This window comes from Flavobacterium olei (genome assembly GCF_039749035.1).
In the GTDB taxonomy this organism is placed as follows: Bacteria; Bacteroidota; Bacteroidia; order Flavobacteriales; family Flavobacteriaceae; genus Flavobacterium; species Flavobacterium olei.
Map to the genome: position 1 here is coordinate 61,319 of NZ_JBDKWC010000010.1, position 20,264 is coordinate 81,582.

Consider the following 20,264-nt stretch of genomic DNA (forward strand, 5'->3'; position numbering starts at 1 on the left):
TGATAACCAATCATAAAAAATGCTTAAAACCGCCTTAACCCACTACATAAACAACTTTAGAGGATTTTCAAGAGAAATCTGGATTCTTGCCATTATTACTTTTATTAATCGTGCGGGTACAATGGTGCTTCCTTTTTTATCTAAATATTTAAAAGAAGATCTTCATTTTACCTACAATCAGGTGGGATGGATTATGGTCGCATTTGGTTTAGGTTCGATGTTGGGTTCCTGGCTTGGCGGTAAACTTTCAGACAAAATAGGTTTTTATAAAATCATGATTTTCAGCCTTTTTACAAGTGGTGTTTCCCTTTTCTTTGTGCAATATATTACCACTTTTTGGGCCCTTTGCATTGCGATGTTTATTCTTATGACTATTGCAGATATGTTTAGACCGGCGATGTTTGTCTCATTGGGTGCGTATGCAAAACCAGAAAACCGAACGCGCGCCCTTACACTGGTTCGCCTTGCTGTAAATTTGGGTTTTGCTGCAGGTCCGGCGCTTGGCGGAATGATTATTATGGGAATTGGTTATTCCGGACTTTTCTGGGTTGATGGTGCGTCCTGTATTATTTCGATCTCGATTTTTGCTTTGTTGGTTAAGGAAAAGAAAAAAGTAGTTCACGGTGATAAAACAGAAAGCGTAACCGACACTAAATCTGTTTTTCATGATAAAATTTTCTGGGTTTTCTTATTTGTAAGTTTTATTACGGCCATGATTTTCTTTCAGCTTTTTACAACTTTACCTTTATATCATAATGAGAAATTTGGCTTAAGCGAATTCCAGACCGGATTATTAATGACACTAAACGGACTTTTAATTTTCTCTCTCGAAATGCCCACAGTTGGATTTCTGGAGCGAAAAGGCTTTGCTAAAATCCGGATTATAATTATTGGTTCTTTTGTAATGGCTTCGAGTTTCTTTTTACTTCTAATTAATTTCTGGGCAGGAATATTGGTAGTCAGTATGGTTTGCATTTCTATTGGTGAGGTCCTCACCTTTCCGTTTTCGAATGCATTTGCTTTAAGCCGCGCGCCACACGGTCAGGAAGGCCGCTACATGGCACTTTATACCATGAGTTTTAGTCTCGCACATATTATTAGTTCTAAAGTTGGTTTTGAAATCATAAGCCGACTAGGTTATCAAACGAACTGGCTTTTCATGGCATGTGCCGGTGTACTCGCAACAGGATGCTGCGTCTGGATCAAGAATGCTTTGATTACCGAGAAAGCTTCTTAAAGACCTTGCGATTTTTAAAACACTATAATTCAATTTATTAACTTAAATTTGAAAGGAGTTTCTATACACCAAATCCTAATTCAACTTAATTTTTAGTTAAATAACTATTTTTATAGTTGCGTAACTAGAAAAATAGTTGTAGGTTTGAATTAAAATTAGAGAAGATGCAGAAGTTAACAAACAAAGAAGAAGAAATTATGATGATTTTATGGAAGCTTAAAAAAGCTTTTGTAAAAGAAATACAGGCAGAAATTACAGAAGATCAGCCACATTACAATACGTTATCTACCATTGTTCGTAATCTGGAGGAAAAAGGATATGTGGGTCATAATGCTTTTGGCAATACACACCAATACTTTCCGGTTGTGGCAATTGAAGATTACAGAAAAGGATTTATGAAAACGGCGATAGACAATTATTTTGGCAGTTCTTATAAAAGCATGGTTTCTTTTTTTGCTAAAGAAGAAAAAATTTCCGCAGATGAACTGCGTGAAATTCTTTCTATGATTGAAAATAAAAACGAAGAAAAATAATTGTTTATGGAAGCAATTTTCATTTATATCGCCAAAGCAAGCAGTTTAATGCTTATGTTTTATTTTGCTTACTTTTTCTTATTGCGTAAAGAAACATTCTTTAACAGCAACAGATGGTTTTTATTATCTGGTTTGATAATCTCAGTTATTTTGCCATTATTGAGTTTCACAAAAGTGATATGGATTGATGCTGCTCCTTCATTACAAAATTTCCAGTCGAATCTGCCTCAGGTTACAGAAAAAGAAAGTGAATTCAGTTGGAATCAAATTCTTCTTGGGCTTTACGGACTTGGTTTTCTGGTTTTCATTATAAAACTGGCGATAGACTTTTACAGTTTGAATTCTATCATTAAAGGAAAAAAAATCCAGCAGCAAGCCGATTTTAAATTCATCGATATAAACGAAAATATCGCTCCTTTCTCCTATTTTGAATATATTGTCTACAATTCATCACTGTACACAGCATCAGAATTAGAGAACATTATTGAACATGAAAAAGTACACAGTGACCAAAATCATACTGTAGATGTATTGATTTCGAGAATATTCAGCATTATTTTTTGGTTCAATCCAATTGTCTGGCTTTATAAAAAAGCAATAACACAAAATCTTGAATTTATCGCCGATAGCGAAGCCGCTAAAAAGCTTTTAGACAAAAAAGCATATCAATACACGCTTTTAAAAATAACAACACATGAAAATTGTGTTGCCATCACCAATCATTTTTATCAATCATTAATCAAAAAACGAATCGTTATGTTAAACAAAAATCAATCAAAAAAGAGAAATTCTTGGAAGTACTATGTTGTAATTCCGGCGCTTGCAGCTTTTGTCTTATTATTTCAGGTAGAAGTAATTGCAAAAGAAAAACCACAACTTATTAAAAAAGGTACTTCAGACATCGAAGCTGTTGATGTTTACAAAATCAAAAAAAGTTCTACCGACGCAGATTTAAAGGAGATTAAAGAAAAACTAAAATCTATTCACAATATTGATTTTGAAGCTTCTGAAATTAAGCGAAATGCTGCTAACGAATTAACTGCAATTAAAATCGATGTCATAAATGGCGCTGAAAATTCACAATCAATTCAAAACGCAGGAAACAGAGCCATTAAAGAGTTTGGGATTGCTGTAATAACAGATGAAAAAGGTCAGAAAAAGGTTGGAATTATGACTGACGAAAAAAACAGTAACGCTGTTGCAATTAACGCAGGTCAAAATAATTCAGATAGCACTACAAACTCATCGGTAACTAAAATTTTAAAAACAGTACAAATCAACAACCCAACAACTAATACGAAAACCAATGTCAACACTAATTCTAATGCTAGCGCAAAAAATAGCAATGTTACTAGTTCAGCTATTAGAACTACTGTAACTACTGACGGAGAAAACAGCACATCAACCCAAATAGTTACAAAGGACGGAAAAACAAGCATCTCAATATCTGACAGCGGTAAAAAGAAATCTCAGGGTTTTCAGCAATTATTAGTTGTAAACGGAGATATAATGCCTGCAGATTATGATATGAATAGTCTTAATGCAAAAGATATTGAAACCATGAACGTTTTAAAAGGAGCACATGCTGTTGAAAAATACGGAGATAAGGGTATAAACGGAGTTATTGAAATTGAAACGCGTAAATAAATATGCAAAAATTAACCAATAAAGAAGAGGAAATAATGCATATTTTATGGAAGCTTAAAAAAGCTTTTGTGAAAGAAATTCAGGCAGAAATTCTGGAAGATCAGCCACATTATAATACGTTGTCTACTATAGTGCGTAATCTGGAAGAAAAAGGTTATGTAGCACACAATGCTTTTGGAAACACACATCAATATTATCCAGCGGTGAGTATCGAGGATTACCGTAAAGGTTTTATGAGTACCGCAATTGATAATTATTTTAATAGTTCATACAAAAGCATGGTTTCGTTTTTCGCTAAGGAAGAAAAAATTTCTGCCGCTGAATTGCGCGAAATCTTAAATATGATCGAAAATCCAAAAGAAGGTAAATAATTAAAATACTATGGAAGCACTTTTCATTTTTATTCTAAAATCAAGCGGTTTACTGGCAATGTTTTATTTTGCTTATATCTTTTTACTTCGAAAAGAAACTTTTTTTAACAGTAGTCGCTGGTTTTTGCTTGCCGGATTAATTACTTCTGTAATTCTTCCTTTTGCAGTGTACACCAAAGTTATTTTGGTACAAGCACCACCTGCATCCGTAGAAATGCCGTTAATTACAAGAACGGCAATCGAAAGCATGCCGATTTCAAACCACAATGTGGTCTCTTACGAGCCCCAATATACGTCTGCGAATAAAGCAGCAGAGCAGGAAGATTTTGACATCAACTGGAATTTGGTTCTGACTGTCGTTTACGGAATGGGTTTTCTCGCTTTTATGATCAAATTTGCATTTGATTTTTACAGTCTGAATTCGGTTTTAAAAGGTAAAAAAATTGAACTACAGGAAGATTTTAAATTTGTAGATATCAATGAAAATATCGCACCTTTCTCCTATTTCGATTACATTGTGTATAACTCATCACTGTACACTTCGGCAGAACTGGAAAGTATTTTAGAACATGAAAAAGTACACAGCGACCAGAAACATACCGTAGATGTGCTCATTTCGAGAATCTTCTGCATTCTATTTTGGTTCAATCCTATTGTATGGCTTTATAAAAAAGCTATTTTACAAAATCTTGAGTTTATCGCCGACCGCGAAGCTTCTAAAAAAATTGCTGATAAAAAAGCCTATCAGTACACCCTTTTAAAAATTACAACACACGAAAATTGTGTTGCGATCACCAATCATTTTTATCAATCATTAATCAAAAAACGAATTGTCATGTTAAACAAAAATCAATCAAAAAAACACAATCAGTGGAAATATTATGCTGTAATTCCCGCTCTTGGTGCGTTTGTACTTTTATTTCAAATAAAAACAATTGCGCAGGAGAAAAAACAGGATGAAGCTGTAGTAATTACAAAAGACACCATTAAGAATCTTAAGGAAACTTTTAAAATAACTAAAAACACAACCGATAAGGAATTAAAAGAACTTCCGGAAAAATTAAAAGCAGATCACAATCTTGATGTTGAAATCTCTGATATTAAAAGAAACAAGGAAGAGGAATTAACAGCGATTCAAATTAAAGTTACGTCTGATTCCGGGAAAAAACAAATGATTAAAATTGATGGTAATGAAGCAATTAAAGACTGTGAGTTTACCATTGGAACAGATGAAAACGGAAGTAAAGCTGTTGTAATAAACTCAGAAAGAAATCATAATACTCCCATAATAATCAGAAATGAAAGAGTCGTTGTTCGTACAAATGGAGATTCAGATGTAGTTCCTCCTACTCCGCCAACACCACCGACATTTCCGTCTGGACCACTGCCGGCTGCTCCCGCAATCGATTTGTCGAAAATGCCAAAACCTCCTGTTGCTCCAAAAAATCCAAAAGATAAAGTAGCGATGGCGGCTTTTGAAAAACAAATGGAAGCGTTTGAGAAGCAAATGGAATCATTTCAGCCTGAAATGGAAGCTTATGAAAGACAAATTGAAGCAATAATGTCTGAGAGATCTGCCATTTATGAAAAAGAAATGGAGAAATATGCCATAACGATGGAGAAATTCAACATCAACATGGATAAATTTAATGCAGATTTTAAATTTAAATTTGACAAAGAATGGAATGAAAACGGTCCGGACACAAAGCAATATGAGCAGGATATGAAACAGTTAGAGCTTGACATGAAACAACATGAAAAAAACATGAAACAGCATGTTAAAAACATGAAACAACATGAGAAAGAAATGAAACAGCATGAAAAAGAAATGAAAACCATGGAAAAGGAAAACAAAAAAGCCTAAGACATTCCTTATATTAATAACCAGAAAGACTTTGCTTAATCGCAAAGTCTTTTTTTATATCTTTGAAGAAACAAATCTATTATGTATAAATTCCTAGCCAAATTAAATAAAATTCTGCTGCCTAGTTTTACCAAGCAGGGTTTAGATATTGCGAAGGCAAAAAAATGGCAAATGGCGATTATTGGCTACCGCGCCTATATAACTAAAAAAGCATTAGGAAATTAACGTAGAAACTATTGGTTTGCCAACAGAACAATTTCTTTAATTTCTGCCTTTTTATTTATGAAAATCAACCAAATTACACTTCCTCCAGTTCCGGCGGTATTACTTGCCATTATTAGCGTGCAATGCGGCGCTGCAATTGCAAAAACTCTTTTTCCCGCAATCGGTGCAGCGGGCACGGCCTCTATACGAATTGGAATTTCGGCATTAATTCTATTTTTGGCATACAGACCCAATTTTAAAAAGATAACAAAAGAGCAATGGAAAATCGTAATTCCCTATGGATTGGCTTTGGGAGCAATGAATTTGATTTTTTATTTTTCCATTGAAAGAATACCTATTGGATTGGCAGTAACTTTAGAATTTGTTGGTCCGTTGCTGCTTGCTATTGCAGGTTCAAAACGTTGGATTGATTATGGATGGGTTGTTTTGGCCGCAATAGGAATTTTATTAATTGCGCCCTGGACAAATGACCGTTTGGATCCATTAGGAATTATTTGTGCCCTTTTGGCGGGATCATTTTGGGCTGCATATATTGTTTTGGGAGGAAAAATATCCAAAATAATGAAGGATGGTTATGCAGTTTCGACGGGAATGCTGTTTGCTGCAATTTTAGTCTTACCATTTGGTTTTCTGGAAAACGGACTTTCGAATCTTACACCTAAATTATTCGGGATGGGTGTAGCTTTGGCACTACTCTCGAGCGCGATTCCTTTTACTTTAGAAATGAAAGCGTTAGGACAGCTTCCGCCAAGAACATTTAGTATTTTAATGAGTTTAGAACCTGCGGCAGCTTCTATCTGCGCTTTTATATTTCTACAGGAAAGTTTAAATTTGTATGAAATTCTTGCCGTTGTGTGTGTTGTAATCGCATCTGCGGGAAGCACTCTGACTGCTAAAAAATAAAAAAAGCCCTGCAATAATCTGCAGGACTTTCCATTGGTAATCTATCTTTGGAGATTTTAATTATTTTTTTGGAAGCAATACAGCATCAACTACATGTATAACACCATTTGACTGATTAACATCTGCAATAGTAACTTTAGATTTGTTACCGTTTTCGTCAGTTACATACAAATCTTTACCTTTCATCCAGGCAGTTAATGTCCCGCCGCTCACCGTTTTAAGAGTTGCTTTTCCTTTTCCTTCTTTAATTGCTGCAGCAATATCAGAAGAATTCATTTTACCTGCAACCACATGATAGGTTAAGATAGTTTGAAGCATTTTTTTGTTTTCTGGTTTCAAAAGAGATTCTACAGTTCCTTTTGGCAATTTATCAAATGCTGCATTTGTTGGAGCAAAAACGGTAAATGGTCCTGTTCCTTTCAAAGTCTCTACTAAATCTGCTGCTTTTACCGCTGCAACCAATGTTGTATGATCTTTTGAGTTAACTGCGTTCTCGATAATATTTTTATTTGGATACATTGCTGCCCCTCCAACCATTACTGATTTCTGTGCGTTTGAGGTAAAAACAAATCCTAATGCTAAAACTGCTGTTGCTAAAAAATTTCTAGTTTTCATATTTAATTACTTTTAAGTTATAAGCTCATTTACGCTGTAACAATTCTTTTGGTTTTATTAAATATGAAAATATTTTAAAACAAAGCTGAAATATTCTCAAAATACACTGTAAAACAACCTATTAATTATCAAAATTATTTTTATTTTTTTTTCGTTCAAGTATTAATCTAATAGTTTTTTATTATGGAATTTACTTCAAAACCGAATATTGTATGCAAGAATCCTGAAAAATTATTTTGTTTTAAAAATTATAAAAAAAAATTATGCCAGAGAAATGATAAACTTAATCCATTTAAATCTTTACTATTTAATTTTGTCCCGAGCGAATATCCGTTAGCTGGATTAAATGGGTTTAATTTGAAAAGTCAATCGAGCACTATTTATCCTTTACAATTATAAATTCTGACCGCCTGTTAAGCTGATGTTCTTGTTCTGTACACTGTACACCATTTTTGCATTTGTTTATTATTCTTGTTTCTCCGTATCCCTCGCCGGAAATTCTATTGGCATCAATTCCACCATTAATAATGTAATTAACTGTAGATTTTGCTCTTTTTTCCGAGAGGAGAAGATTAAAGTCATCTTTACCACGGCAATCGGTATGAGCATTAACTTTTACCACAATCTGAGGGCGATCATTCATTAACTGAATTACTTTATTAAGTTCTGTTTTGGATGATTCCCTTATCTTAAACCCATTGAAATCAAAATAAATGGGCTCTAATTTTAGAGTTGCTGTCAAATCTTCTATGTAAGGTTCATTTATCGCAATTTGTTCGGGTTCATCACTTTTAAACAAGGGAGGACTATTTTCGGTAAACCCGTAAATATCATCGTTACCACCACGATTTGACGAAAAGTACCCTTTTTTTGCTCTGTTATTTATAACATAGGCAAAATCATCATTTTCAGAATTTACCCCATCACCTAAATTAACTATCTGATAAACTCCGTTTTTATCTTTCTTCGCTGCAAAAACATCAAGTCCGCCCAGGCCGGGATGACCATCAGAAGAAAAATATAAAATATTCGAATCGTCTATAAAAGGAAATGTTTCGCCCCCTAAGGTATTAATTTCATCCCCTAATTTCCGGAGATTATTACCAATTGTTCTGTCGTGATTTAAATTGACAACATATAAATCTGAATTCCCAAATTTATTATTCCTGTCGGATACAAAATAAAGCTCAGTTTCATCCGGGCTCAGTGCGGGATGCGCTGATGAAAAATTTTCACTATTAACGGGTACAGGCAATTCTTTTATATTTTTCCAGACTCCGTCTACATTCGAAGCAGTGTATATTTTAAGATAACTTATTTTTGAGACATTATCTCTTTTTAATTTCCCATCCGTATAATTGTTTCGGGTAAAAAACATTGTTTTTCCATCTTTTGTTATTGCAGGAGTACTTTGATGGTATTTTGTATTAATTTCTCCTTTTAACTTTTTAGAATTCTGCAGTTCTCCATTACTGGTTACATCAGCAGTATATAATTTTAAAAAAGATTTATCGGTCCATTTATGGATTCGTTTTATTATAATACCGGTATCTTTTGCAGAAGCATAAATTATTTTATCTTCTCCGTTAAAAGCTGTTCCAAAGTCAGAAAATGGAGAATTTATTCCTACGGGCACGATGGTATATCTGCCGGATTGTAATTTCATCTGATTGTGAAATTTCTCCGGAACCCAGTTCTCATTCAAATCATTTTTTTGATTTTTAGCATAATACGTTCTCATTACAGCTGCAGCTTCACTTCTTTTACCGGTACTATTTAATGCCTGTGCATATCTAAAATAGTATTCGGGAGGAACATTATTTGCTGAAGCTTCCATCAATTTAGAGTAACTCTGAGCAGCTTTGGCATATTCGGCATTATAGTAATAGCTATCTCCAAGTTTGGTGTATACTTCTGTGGAAGTATTTCCACTATCTACCAATTCCTGATATAATTTACCTGCTTCTGCAAAAGCAAGTTTGTCATATAAATTATTTGCCTTTTGTAGTTTTTTATTTTGTGCATATAAACTATTCCCAAGTATAGAGATCAAAAGAAAAACAAAACTGATATACAATCCTTTACAAGTCATATTAGTTGTTTTAAAAAGTTTATATTAAAAAAATCGGGGTGTAACCAATCTATACTTCGATTGTGTAAACAAATCAAATCTTAAAAAGATTTCGTGCGATCCTGAATTATAGTTTCCTAAATTCTCTGTGTCATAATCATAAGAATATCCCGCGAAAAAACCTGATGTAATCTGAAATCCTGCCATAGCGCTTACAGCAGCGTCCCATCGATAGGCAACTCCGAGAGTGAGTACCTCTTTTATTAATAAATTTGCCGATACATCCAGTGACAGTGGTGCCCCGTCTACAGCCTTTAGTAACACTGCAGGTTTTAATTTAAGATTCATATTTATATCAAATACATAACCACCTATGGCATAAAAATGCATTTTTTGGGTCGCTACGGAGGTTTGGACATCATCATAAAATTTGGTTTCAAGAATTTGGGGTATCGAAACTCCTGCATACCATTTATTGGTATGAAAATAAACTCCTACCCCTACATTTGGCGAAGTTTCTGATAATGAGCCTGCAAGATAAGGATCATCAGGATCATAAATATCGAGTTCACTGAAATCGACTTTCATAAAATCTACTGCCGCACTAATTCCTAATGACATTTTAAGCGTTTCAGATAGTTGTATCGGATAGGAATAATTTCCAGTCAAAACGGTTTCTGAAGAAGGGCCAATTTGATCGTTTACCACGGATAAACCTAAACCTTGCCCATTTGAGCTAATTGGACTTTCTATAGAGAAACTTCCTGTTCGCGGAGCACCATCAAGACCTACCCATTGTGCACGATATAATCCTAAAACACTTGCAACTCCCCTTGTACCTGTATAACCCGGATTAATTGTCATGGTATTGTACATGTATTGAGTATACTGTGATTGTTGTTGACTAAGACATTTAAGAGAGAGCACAAATAGCATTATTATTAGTATTAATTTTTTCATGTTTTATTATTTTAGAATAAATTAATTTGTTTTATGTGAAGACCGAATATTAGAAAACATCCAAATCAATTAAGATAAATATATCCCGCTTCGTCGTGTTGTTTGCTATCATTTATTTTATAAGTCAGAATATAAAAGTAAGTTCCTGTCGGAAGTATATCTGATTTTTTTACTGTTGCTCTACCATTAGAATAACCGTAAAAGAAATTACCATTCACTCCGTAACCAATTGTTTCAAATACCTTTACTCCCCATCTGTTGTATATCTCTAGTTTGTTATCGGGATATTTTTCCAAGCCATCAATTACCAAATAGTCATTTTTGCCATCATCATTTGCAGAAATACCATTGTGCACAACAACATCATCTGATATGTTATCGGATAAAACTCTTGCTAGTGTAAAAGTCCCGTCATTATTTATTCCTGCTGTTGCAATTTTGTTGCTCACGTCGACTGCTGTTGCAAAATATTTCCATTTATTTTCTGTTTCGTCCCATCTTACAATGGCAAGTTCAGTATTGGGATCTCCGTCTATAACTTCATCTGGCGTTGTATCTTCGTTCCATGATAAGGTCAGTGCAACATCTACTGGCGACTGACTACTGTCAAATTCCCAATACTCGTTTGCATCGATTATCTGTATTACGGGATCTTTCTGATTATGAGGATGTAAAGCATTAGAATTCTTCAAAAAATATCTGCTTCGGAAAAAGTTAGTAAGTGCATTAGTCGAGCCAATAGCCGAAGGTCTAAAAAAACCTCCATCACCAATAGGGAATTCAAATTCATTATTTTGATTTCGCTCTACATATCCCGCTACATAGCTATTATTGCTAGTACTTTTATGGGAGGCCTGACCCTCAAAAACAAAACTTCCGGGATAATTAACGTTATCTACTATTCCGTAGAAAAAATCAGAAACACCGGCTACACTAATAGGACCGGATAACAAAAATGCCGGTTGAACTGAATTATTTTCAAAACGAACGTTATTCAATTCACTTAAAGTATTTCCTGAAATAGTTTGGGCTATCTGATTACCTTTAAAGTACGTAAGTCCTTGTGATATTGGAGAAAAACTTATCAGGCCATCATTATTAAAATCTGAATACACATATAGTGTTCCATCGTTTATAAAATTTCCAGCAGTTGTATTATTAAAATTTGCAACTGTAGATACTATCGTATTTGGTGTTATAATAAATTCCCCGGAATTAGATGTCTGCCCTGTAATTTTAATAAAACAACAAATCGATACTGTGATGATGTAAATACCAGTTTTATTCATAACATTTACTTTATTTTATTTACCAATTGCTCTAGTTTTTGCAAACGTATTTCCAGATCAGCGATTTTAGCATCGCGTTGCTCTATTTTTAGCTGCTGCTCCTGAACTGCTTTTACTAATGGCACCACAAAATCTGAGTAGCGCAGGCTATAAAAATCATTCTCACTTGCTGGTTTTACAACACCATTAAATTCATAACCAATAGATTTGGCTGCAGCTTCTACTTCTTGTGCTATAAATCCGGATTGTAAATCCTGAGTGCCGGATTTCATATGATAAACAACAGGGCGAATTTTTGTAATAAAGTTCAAACCAAAATTACTAGTTTCAATATCCTTTTTTAAACGCATATCAGAAGGATTCGACCAGGCAACCTGACCTCCTATACTTGTCATACTAGCATTTCCTATTTGGACTGTATTATTTCCTCTTCCTAATGCTGAATAACCAATAACAACTTCATTATCACTGAAATTCGCAAGTGCTCTAGCTTCCCCGCCTATAAAAACACTATTGTTAGCAGTAGACAATTGGGTAGTTCCTGTGGCGGTAATATATCTGGCTGTTTCAAATCCCAGCGCAACATTTCCGGATCCATCTAAATTATAATATAAAGCATTGACCCCTATAGCTGTATTATTAGTCCCTGTCGCATTTGTGTATAAAGCCTGAAATCCAGTAGCAATATTTCCGAAGCCAGATATATTATTATATAAAGACTGATATCCAAGAGCCACATTATTATTAGCGGCAACATTTTTAAATAATGCCTGTGTACCTACTGCCAGATTAAAACTACCGGTAGTATTGGCTGTAAGTGCCTGCGATCCGACAGCTGTATTAATTCCGGATGTATTTGCCACTAACGTTCTATATCCAATTGCGGTATTATTACTAACCGTATTGTTAAAAAGTGACTGAAATCCAACCGCCACATTGTTATCTGAAGTACTGCTATTTCGCAAAGCGCCAGACCCTAAACCAACATTATTTATACCCAGATTATTATATAATGCTTCAAAACCGTCTGCTGTATTATTACTTCCTGTTACATTTTTATATAGCGCTGATACACCAGTTGCTGTATTACCAGACCCTGTGTCATTGATGAAAAGTGATTCCTTACCAATAGAAGTATTATTGGTTCCGGTGGTATTAGAAAAAAGAGATTTAAATCCGACAGCTGTATTATCACCTGCTGTAGTGTTTTTAAAAAGTGATTGTTTTCCTAATGCAGTATTCTCACTTCCGCTTGTATTGGCATAAAGTGATTGATATCCCATAGCAATATTACTATTTCCACTTACGTTTTTAGACATTGAATCTGTACCTAAAGCCGCATTGTTAACACCAGTTGCAGGATCAGTTACCGGTAAAGCTCTGTACCCAAAAGAAGTGTTATTCTGGGTTAGTAATCCACTCACAAAATTATTTCTTTTAAAAATTAAATCAACATCATCTGTAGTTCCCAAAAAGTTTGTACCGGCTACTGTTCCAGCGTTTCCTTTGATGTCCCATTTCTTCTTTAACTCAGTTGCTAAGTCTCCTATCGCTCCCTGCACGGTTACCGAAGGAACGGCTATTGTAGTTGCCGAAGCTGCGATTGCGGTACTCGGGGTTTGGATTGCTGTTTGTAGCGGAGAATCGATAATATAAGGAGTTGCAGCAGAACCTGTTCCGGTTATCGTTACGTTAGTGCCTGCTGTTATAACGGGTGTCAGAGCGGATAAATTGACTGGAGTGATTACTCCGTCTTCATCCTTATAATTTAAAGTACTAGTTGCAGCGTTATAATCCAAGGTTGTAAGTGTTTCATCATTTTTAACTATTGTATTTAATTCGTTTAAAACGGCTGTATTACTAAAAACAGTTGAGGCATTTGTGGTAATATCACCAATAACATCAATTGTGGTTGTGGTATTATTTTCACTGGTATAAACATGTGTACCGTCTGGATTATTAACTAATGTGGTTACAGTCTCGGCATCTCCAACTAAATCCACCAGATTAATAACAACTGGTGTTCCGTTTTCCGGATTGTAAGTCAGGGTCTTTGCAGCTGCATCAAATACCAAAGTCGTCTGAGTTTCTGCTCCCTGCACTATAGCAAGTAAGTTTAAAACAGTAGGCGTTCCGCTTTCTGCATTGTAGGTTAAAGTATTGGCTGTGCTGTCATAAACAAGATTGGTCAGTGTTTCATTGTTTTTTATAATTGGAATTAATTCGTTTACAACATTTGTATTGCTAAAAATGGCAGAAGCATTGGTTGTAACATCGTCAACGACATTTATTGTCGTGGTGGTATTATTTTCGCTGGTATACACATGGGTACCATCAGTATTATTAGTTAATGTAGTAACAGTTTCCGCATTTCCTACCAGATCCACCAGATTAATCACCACTGGTGTTCCGTTTTCCGGATTGTAAGTCAGGGTTTTTGCGGCAGCATCATAGACTAAAGTCGTTTGTGTTTCAGCTCCTTGCACTATGTCGAGTAAATTTAGAACCGTTGGCGTTCCGCTTTCGGCATTATATGTCAAAGTATTAGCCGCGCTATCATATACAAAACTTGTCAATGTTTCATTACTCTTTATTATTGGTACTAATTCAGAGATAACTGCGGTATTGCTAAAAACCGTCGAAGCATTTGTTGTGACATCTGCCACAACATCAATGGTTGTTTTAGAATTGTCCTCACTAGTATAAACATGTGTACCATTAGCATTATTGATTAATGTCGTTACAGTTTCGTTATCTCCAACCAAATCAACCAAATTAATTACATTTGGCGTTCCGCTTTCAGAATTATAAGTCAGTGTTTTCGCTGCAGCATCATAAACCAATGTCGTTTGTGTTTCAGCTCCTTTCACCAAATCCAGTAAATTCAAAACTGTCGGAGCTCCATTTTCAGCATTGTAAGTCAAAGTATTGGCCGCATTGTCATAAACAAGACTTGTTAATGTTTCATCGTTTCGAATTATTTTTATTAATTCATTTAGAACATTATTATTATTGAAAACAGAAGAAGCATTTGTGGTAATATCGCCAACAACATCAATCGTTGTTTTGGTATTGTCCTCACTCGTATATACATGTGTACCATCAGCATTATTAACAAATGTTGTTACAGTTTCGTTTGCTTTAATTAAATTCTCAATATTAATGGTCTGTTGATTCCCATTCTGGTCGATATAAGAAAAGACATTGGTAACAGGATTAAAAACTACTGTTCCCTCGATGGTATTCATTTCTGTCGAAATTACTATTCTATTCCATTTATTGTTAAACCAGTAATAATATCCCGGAGTAACATTAAAAGGTGCAACACCTGCTGTGGCCTCGTTAAAGACCATTAAACTCGAAGGTAATGAACCAGTATTATTAATTGGTTTCATACTTGTGGTATTCTCGAGCTGCACCCGGCTAATTAAGATTCCTCTATTGGCAGCTACAACATCTAATTGTGAGGAATTATTTGGCAATATAGTACCAATGCCAACCTGTGCATAATTAATAAACCCTCCGGAAATAAAAACTAAGAGTAAAAGTAAAATTTTCATAAAGTTTGCTTTAAATTAATAAATGGGTTACAATTATTTATAGTGAATGTTAATCTGTATAAAATAAACACTGAAAATATTAGGTAAAAGTCCTTAAACTACTGTGCCTAATTTATAATTATTAGCGTGCAAAAAATTGAAATTTATTGGTATGGCGGATAAAATTAGCGTTGCCATGAGATCGTAATTTTCTTGTACGGAACAAATCTAAAAGCGTAAAATGTAGTACTTGAAAAATTTAATTAGCACATAAAAGTGACCAATTAAGTTCTTACGATATGATTATAAGTGCGGATAAAAATTATGATAATTAAGATCTCGGAGAAAAATTAACGTAGGCGTCTAAGAAGATGTGAATAAAACATTGATAAACCAATGTCAATGAGAGTAATTTATTGTCATACTTTATTGATTTACATATTAAATAATAATTCAGTTAAAACAATATTCTGATTTAATAAAATAAGGGAATGCGTAGTGTTGAAATAAAATTTAAAGTGATTACTTAAAATTTAAACTTTTAAATAATATGCATTTGTAAAAATGCAGGGTCAGAAATACAATTTTGTATTTAGCGTCTATTAAAGAGCTTACAAAAACTCCAATATAATAACTATCTAATTTTCAGTAGTGTAAACTTACAAAATAAATTTAATTATAAAGAAAATTCAGGTAAAAATTATTTTTTTTATTACTTACTTTAAAAATAACATTATACAGCTTATGATATAGTGCATTATTACAACAAATTGTACAGCGGTAATATTCTTAGAGTAAAGAAGGTTCAATTAAAATAACCACTATAATTGAATGAATTCGGACAGATATCTAGTGAGCTGTCATAGCTATGCTAGATTGAATCCAGGTAAAGTAGTTCTTAACTTGAAAACTAATTAATTGAAATACTAAAATAACTATCTAGTACGAGGAGAAATATAGCAGGGCTTAAATTAATTGGATAATAAAAAAGGTATATCCGTTTTGAAGATAAATTATGAGAAGTATTTAATTTTTATAATAGTAGGGTTATAAAAGAATTATATCATAATTTGTTTATTTTAAAAATTTAAAAAATATTATTATTGAACTACAGTCATATTTAAAATTGAATAATTTTAATTTGTACTGGTACAGAGCGTGGGATCTTAAATAAAGGGGATCTTTTTTTTATACATTATAACAAATTGAATTTCAGTGATCTAAATTACAAAAAAAAATATTTTTAAACAGGTTATAAGAAAAAAAAATTAATTTGCACATATTAAATAATTACCATAAAAAAGTCCCACTTAATGTGGGACTTTTTTATGGTAATTATTCGTGATCTTATTTTTGGTATTGGTTATAATTAATTTACTTTATTTACCAATGCTTCCAGTTTTTGAAGGCGCTCCTCCAAGTCATTGATTTTTTGCTGCTGCTCCTGAACTGCCTTAACCAATGGAATAACAAAATCTGAGTAACGTAGACTATAAAAATCATTTTCTCCCGCAGGTTTTACAATTCCACTAAATTCATAACCAATAGAATTCGCTACGTCTTCCACTTCCTGAGCAATAAATCCGGATTGGAGATTCTGATTTCCAGATTTCATATGATAAACGACAGGTCGAATCTTTGTAATAAAGTTCAAACCGAAATTACTGGTTTCAATGTCTTTTTTTAAACGAAGATCAGAAGGATTAGACCATGGAACCTGACCACCGATATTTGTCATATTTGCATCTCCAATTTGAACTGTGTTCGATCCTCTTCCAAGAGCCCCATAACCTATTACCACTTCGTTAACTCCGTTGTCCGATAAGGGTCTGGTATTAACTCCTAATAAAACAGATTTGTTTACATTGGTCGCTGTTGCGCCTCCGGTTGCATTAACATTTAATCCTGCCTGATATCCAATTGCTACGTTATCACTTCCTGTGGTATTCCATAGCATAGTACTCCATCCCATTCCAGTGTTATTCATACCGGTAGTATTACTGCGAAGTGCATCACGACCATCTGCTGTATTATAACTTCCGGTTGTATTATATTGAAGCGCTTCTAAACCGCTGGCAGTATTCATAGTCCCGGTAGTATTATTTTGAAGTGCACGGTATCCGATTGCAGTATTATAATTACCGGTAATATTTGAATATAAAGCTTCTGAACCTACAGCAGTGTTGTATGCTCCGGTTGTATTCGAGTAAAGCGATTGTTTCCCTACTGCTACAGCTTCATATCCTCCAGTATTAAAATAAAGCGCCTGATGACCATTTGCCGTATTATTAGTACCGATCGTATTTGTATATAAAGCCTGAGCTCCGGTAGCAATATTTCCAAATCCTAATGTATTACTGTATAAAGTCTGATATCCAATAGCTATATTGTTATTTGAAGTAACACTTTTAAATAATGCCTGAGCCCCTAATGCAACATTGAAACTTCCTGTAGTATTGGCTGTTAATGCCTGCGCCCCAACAGATGTATTTATCCCGGATGTATTTGCCGCTAATGCTTTATATCCGACTGCCGTATTGTTACTCACTGTATTATAAGTAAGCGCCTGAAAACCGACTGCAACATTATTGTCAATAGCGCCCCCATTTCTTAACGCTCCAGATCCGAATCCAACATTGCTGGTGCCCAGATTATTATAAAGAGCTTCAAAACCATTTGCTGTATTATTATTTCCTATTACATTTTTATATAATGCCGATACTCCCATGGCTGTATTGCCTGTTCCGGAGTCGTTGATGAAAAGCGATTCCTTTCCAACCGCTGTATTACTATTTCCGGTAGTATTAGAAAATAATGCTTTAAATCCTAGTGATGTATTATCGCTTGCTGTGGTGTTTTTAAAGAGTGCTTGTTTTCCTAAAGCTGTGTTTTGACTTCCGCTGATATTATTATAAAGAGATTGATATCCCATCGCGATATTACTACTTCCACTAACGTTTTTTGACATAGAATCTGTACCTAAAGCAACATTGTTGACACCCAGTGAGGGATCACTAACTGGTAAAGCTCTGTATCCAAAAGAAGTGTTGTTCTGACTAAGTAGTCCGCTCACGAATTTATTTCTTTTAAAAATTAAATCAACATTATCTGTTGTCCCCAAGAAGTTTGTGCCCGCTACTGTACCAGCGTTTCCTTGCAAATCCCATTTATTTTTTAATTCTGTTGCTATATTAACTAATGCTCCCTGAACATTTTCAGCCGGAATTGCAACTGTAGTTGGAGATGCGTCAATTGCAGTACTCGTTGTTTGACTAGCATTTTGAAATGGAGTATCTATTCGGTATGGGTTTTCAGCTGTACCAGCTCCTGAAACTGTAGTATTGCTTCCCTCTTTTATAATAGTTTTCAGAGAAGACAAGTTGATTGTTTTCTCCTTTTCGTCTTCATCATTATAATTCAAAGTACTTGTTGCAGGGTCAAAATCCAAAGTTGTTAGTGTTTCGGCATTTTTAACAATTGTATTTATTTCTCTTAATACATCTGTATTTTTAAATATAGTAGAAGCATTTGTTGTGATATCGCCAACAACATCTATCGTTGTTTTTGTATTATCCTCGCTGGTATACACGTGTGTACCATCAGTATTATTAACTAATGTTGTTACTGTTTCTGCATCCCCAACCAGATCAACCAGATTAATAACGGTTGGTGTTCCGTTTTCCGGATTATATGTTAGTGTCTTTGCAACCGCATCATACACCAAAGAAGTTTGCGTTTCTGCCTTCTGTACCATATTGAGCAAATTTACAATGGTGGGTGTTCCATTTTCTGCGTTATAGGTTAATGTATTAGCTGCACTATCGTAAACAAGACTTGTTAACGTCTCATCTTTACGTATAATCTTAATTAATTCATTTAAAACATTACTATTATTAAAGACAGAGGATGCATTTGATGTAATATCGCTAACGACATCGATCGTTGTTTTTGTATTATCCTCGCTGGTATAAACGTGTGTACCATCAGTATTGTTAACTAATGTTGTCACTGTTTCTGTATCCCCAACCAGATCAATCAGATTAATAACGGTTGGTATTCCGTTTTCCGGATTATATGTAAGTGTCTTTGCAGCCGCATCATATACCAAAGAAGTTTGCGTTTCTGCCTTCTGTACCATATTCAGCAAATTTACAACGGTTGGTGTTCCATTTTCTGCATTATAGGTTAAAGTATTGGCTGCACTATCGTAAACAAGACTTGTTAACGTCTCATCTTTACGTATAATCTTAATTAATTCATTTAAAACATTACTATTATTAAAGACAGAGGACGCATTTGTTGTAATATCGCCAACGACATCGATCGTTGTTTTTGTATTATCCTCACTGGTATAAACGTGTGTACCATCAGTATTATTAACTAATGTTGTTACAGTTTCATTTGCTTTAATTAAATCCTGAATATTAATGGTCTGTTGACTCCCATTCTGATCAATATATGTGAAAACATTTGTAGTGGGATTAAAAATTACAGTACCTGTCGCAGTATTTATTTCAGAGGAAATCACGATTCTGTTCCATTTATTATCGTGCCAATAATAATATCCAGGACTAACATTAAAAGGTGCAACACCTGCTGTTGCCTCGTTAAAAACCATAAGACTGGCAGGCAATGAGCCACTGTTGCTAATGGGATTCATGCTAACTGTACTCTCGAGTTGCACTCTGGTAATTAACACTCCCTTATCTGCAGCAAATACATCTAATTGGGAAGATCTGTTTGGTAATACAGTCCCTATACCAGTCTGTCCATAACTTACAAAACCTCCTATAATAAAAACTAAAAGCAAATTAAAAATTTTCATAACGTTGATTTAAATTGAATAATTGTTATAATTATTTATATGTGGAGTATATAAATCATTATAATTAAAAAAGAAATAATTTTGAGGCTTACAATTAACATAACAACAGCTTTATAAATATCAATCTCAAATAACTCTAAAATCAAATTACAGTGTTTCATGAAATTCCAATAGGACAAAAAATT

13 protein-coding genes are annotated in these 20,264 nt (G+C 34.2%); 7 read left to right on the forward strand and 6 right to left on the reverse strand.

Translation table 11 applies throughout. From position 1 onward, the window contains the following. Positions 1–19 precede the first annotated feature (19 nt). From ABEB31_RS21345 to ABEB31_RS21375, 7 genes are all read left to right on the forward strand, one after another. On the forward strand, positions 20–1,237 hold the full coding sequence (locus ABEB31_RS21345; RefSeq protein WP_347053693.1) for an MDR family MFS transporter: 1,218 nt from the start codon (positions 20–22) through the stop codon (positions 1,235–1,237). Between the two features lie 164 nt (positions 1,238–1,401). After that, entirely contained in the window at positions 1,402–1,770 is a 369-nt protein-coding gene (locus tag ABEB31_RS21350) for a BlaI/MecI/CopY family transcriptional regulator (RefSeq protein WP_347053694.1), read from the forward strand. Between the two features lie 6 nt (positions 1,771–1,776). Next, entirely contained in the window at positions 1,777–3,417 is a 1,641-nt protein-coding gene (locus ABEB31_RS21355; RefSeq protein ID WP_347053695.1) for a M56 family metallopeptidase, read from the forward strand. Between the two features lie 2 nt (positions 3,418–3,419). Continuing rightward, complete coding sequence (locus ABEB31_RS21360; protein ID WP_347053696.1) at positions 3,420–3,788, forward strand: BlaI/MecI/CopY family transcriptional regulator; 369 nt, start codon at positions 3,420–3,422, stop codon at positions 3,786–3,788. Positions 3,789–3,798: 10 nt separating this feature from the next. After that, positions 3,799–5,652, forward strand: coding sequence for a M56 family metallopeptidase (locus tag ABEB31_RS21365; protein WP_347053697.1), 1,854 nt, complete (start codon positions 3,799–3,801; stop codon positions 5,650–5,652). Positions 5,653–5,733: 81 nt separating this feature from the next. Next, positions 5,734–5,877, forward strand: a complete 144-nt coding sequence (locus ABEB31_RS21370) for an SsrA-binding protein (protein ID WP_347053698.1) — start codon at positions 5,734–5,736, stop codon at positions 5,875–5,877. A 57-nt stretch (positions 5,878–5,934) separates the two neighbouring features. Then, a complete protein-coding gene (locus ABEB31_RS21375) occupies positions 5,935–6,780 on the forward strand; it encodes an EamA family transporter (RefSeq protein ID WP_347053699.1) in 846 nt (281 codons plus the stop codon). 60 nt (positions 6,781–6,840) lie between these two features. On the opposite strand, the gene ABEB31_RS21380 is transcribed toward ABEB31_RS21375, so the two are convergent. The 6 genes from ABEB31_RS21380 to ABEB31_RS21405 form a co-directional block, all read right to left on the reverse strand. Beyond that, a complete protein-coding gene (locus ABEB31_RS21380; protein ID WP_347053700.1) occupies positions 6,841–7,395 on the reverse strand; it encodes a fasciclin domain-containing protein in 555 nt (184 codons plus the stop codon). Positions 7,396–7,771: 376 nt separating this feature from the next. Beyond that, positions 7,772–9,487, reverse strand: coding sequence for an OmpA family protein (locus ABEB31_RS21385; protein ID WP_347053701.1), 1,716 nt, complete (start codon positions 9,485–9,487; stop codon positions 7,772–7,774). 24 nt (positions 9,488–9,511) lie between these two features. Then, a complete protein-coding gene (locus tag ABEB31_RS21390; protein WP_347053702.1) occupies positions 9,512–10,426 on the reverse strand; it encodes a PorP/SprF family type IX secretion system membrane protein in 915 nt (304 codons plus the stop codon). Positions 10,427–10,491: 65 nt separating this feature from the next. Further along, on the reverse strand, positions 10,492–11,715 hold the full coding sequence (locus ABEB31_RS21395; RefSeq protein WP_347053703.1) for a T9SS type B sorting domain-containing protein: 1,224 nt from the start codon (positions 11,713–11,715) through the stop codon (positions 10,492–10,494). Between the two features lie 5 nt (positions 11,716–11,720). Continuing rightward, complete coding sequence (locus ABEB31_RS21400) at positions 11,721–15,275, reverse strand: tail fiber domain-containing protein (protein ID WP_347053704.1); 3,555 nt, start codon at positions 15,273–15,275, stop codon at positions 11,721–11,723. A gap of 1,348 nt (positions 15,276–16,623) precedes the next feature. After that, a complete protein-coding gene (locus ABEB31_RS21405; RefSeq protein WP_347053705.1) occupies positions 16,624–20,079 on the reverse strand; it encodes a tail fiber domain-containing protein in 3,456 nt (1,151 codons plus the stop codon). Positions 20,080–20,264 lie beyond the last annotated feature (185 nt).

Excerpts from the sequence above, each read along its gene's own strand:
- ABEB31_RS21350 (WP_347053694.1), top strand. The coding sequence starts at position 1,402 with ATGCAGAAGTTAACAAACAAAGAAGAAGAAATTATGATGATTTTATGG.
- ABEB31_RS21380 (WP_347053700.1), bottom strand. The coding sequence starts at position 7,395 with ATGAAAACTAGAAATTTTTTAGCAACAGCAGTTTTAGCATTAGGATTT.
- ABEB31_RS21370 (WP_347053698.1), top strand. The coding sequence starts at position 5,734 with ATGTATAAATTCCTAGCCAAATTAAATAAAATTCTGCTGCCTAGTTTT.
- ABEB31_RS21405 (WP_347053705.1), bottom strand. The coding sequence starts at position 20,079 with ATGAAAATTTTTAATTTGCTTTTAGTTTTTATTATAGGAGGTTTTGTA.
- ABEB31_RS21400 (WP_347053704.1), bottom strand. The coding sequence starts at position 15,275 with ATGAAAATTTTACTTTTACTCTTAGTTTTTATTTCCGGAGGGTTTATT.
- ABEB31_RS21355 (WP_347053695.1), top strand. The coding sequence starts at position 1,777 with ATGGAAGCAATTTTCATTTATATCGCCAAAGCAAGCAGTTTAATGCTT.
- ABEB31_RS21385 (WP_347053701.1), bottom strand. The coding sequence starts at position 9,487 with ATGACTTGTAAAGGATTGTATATCAGTTTTGTTTTTCTTTTGATCTCT.
- ABEB31_RS21375 (WP_347053699.1), top strand. The coding sequence starts at position 5,935 with ATGAAAATCAACCAAATTACACTTCCTCCAGTTCCGGCGGTATTACTT.
- ABEB31_RS21360 (WP_347053696.1), top strand. The coding sequence starts at position 3,420 with ATGCAAAAATTAACCAATAAAGAAGAGGAAATAATGCATATTTTATGG.
- ABEB31_RS21345 (WP_347053693.1), top strand. The coding sequence starts at position 20 with ATGCTTAAAACCGCCTTAACCCACTACATAAACAACTTTAGAGGATTT.
- ABEB31_RS21395 (WP_347053703.1), bottom strand. The coding sequence starts at position 11,715 with ATGAATAAAACTGGTATTTACATCATCACAGTATCGATTTGTTGTTTT.
- ABEB31_RS21365 (WP_347053697.1), top strand. The coding sequence starts at position 3,799 with ATGGAAGCACTTTTCATTTTTATTCTAAAATCAAGCGGTTTACTGGCA.
- ABEB31_RS21390 (WP_347053702.1), bottom strand. The coding sequence starts at position 10,426 with ATGAAAAAATTAATACTAATAATAATGCTATTTGTGCTCTCTCTTAAA.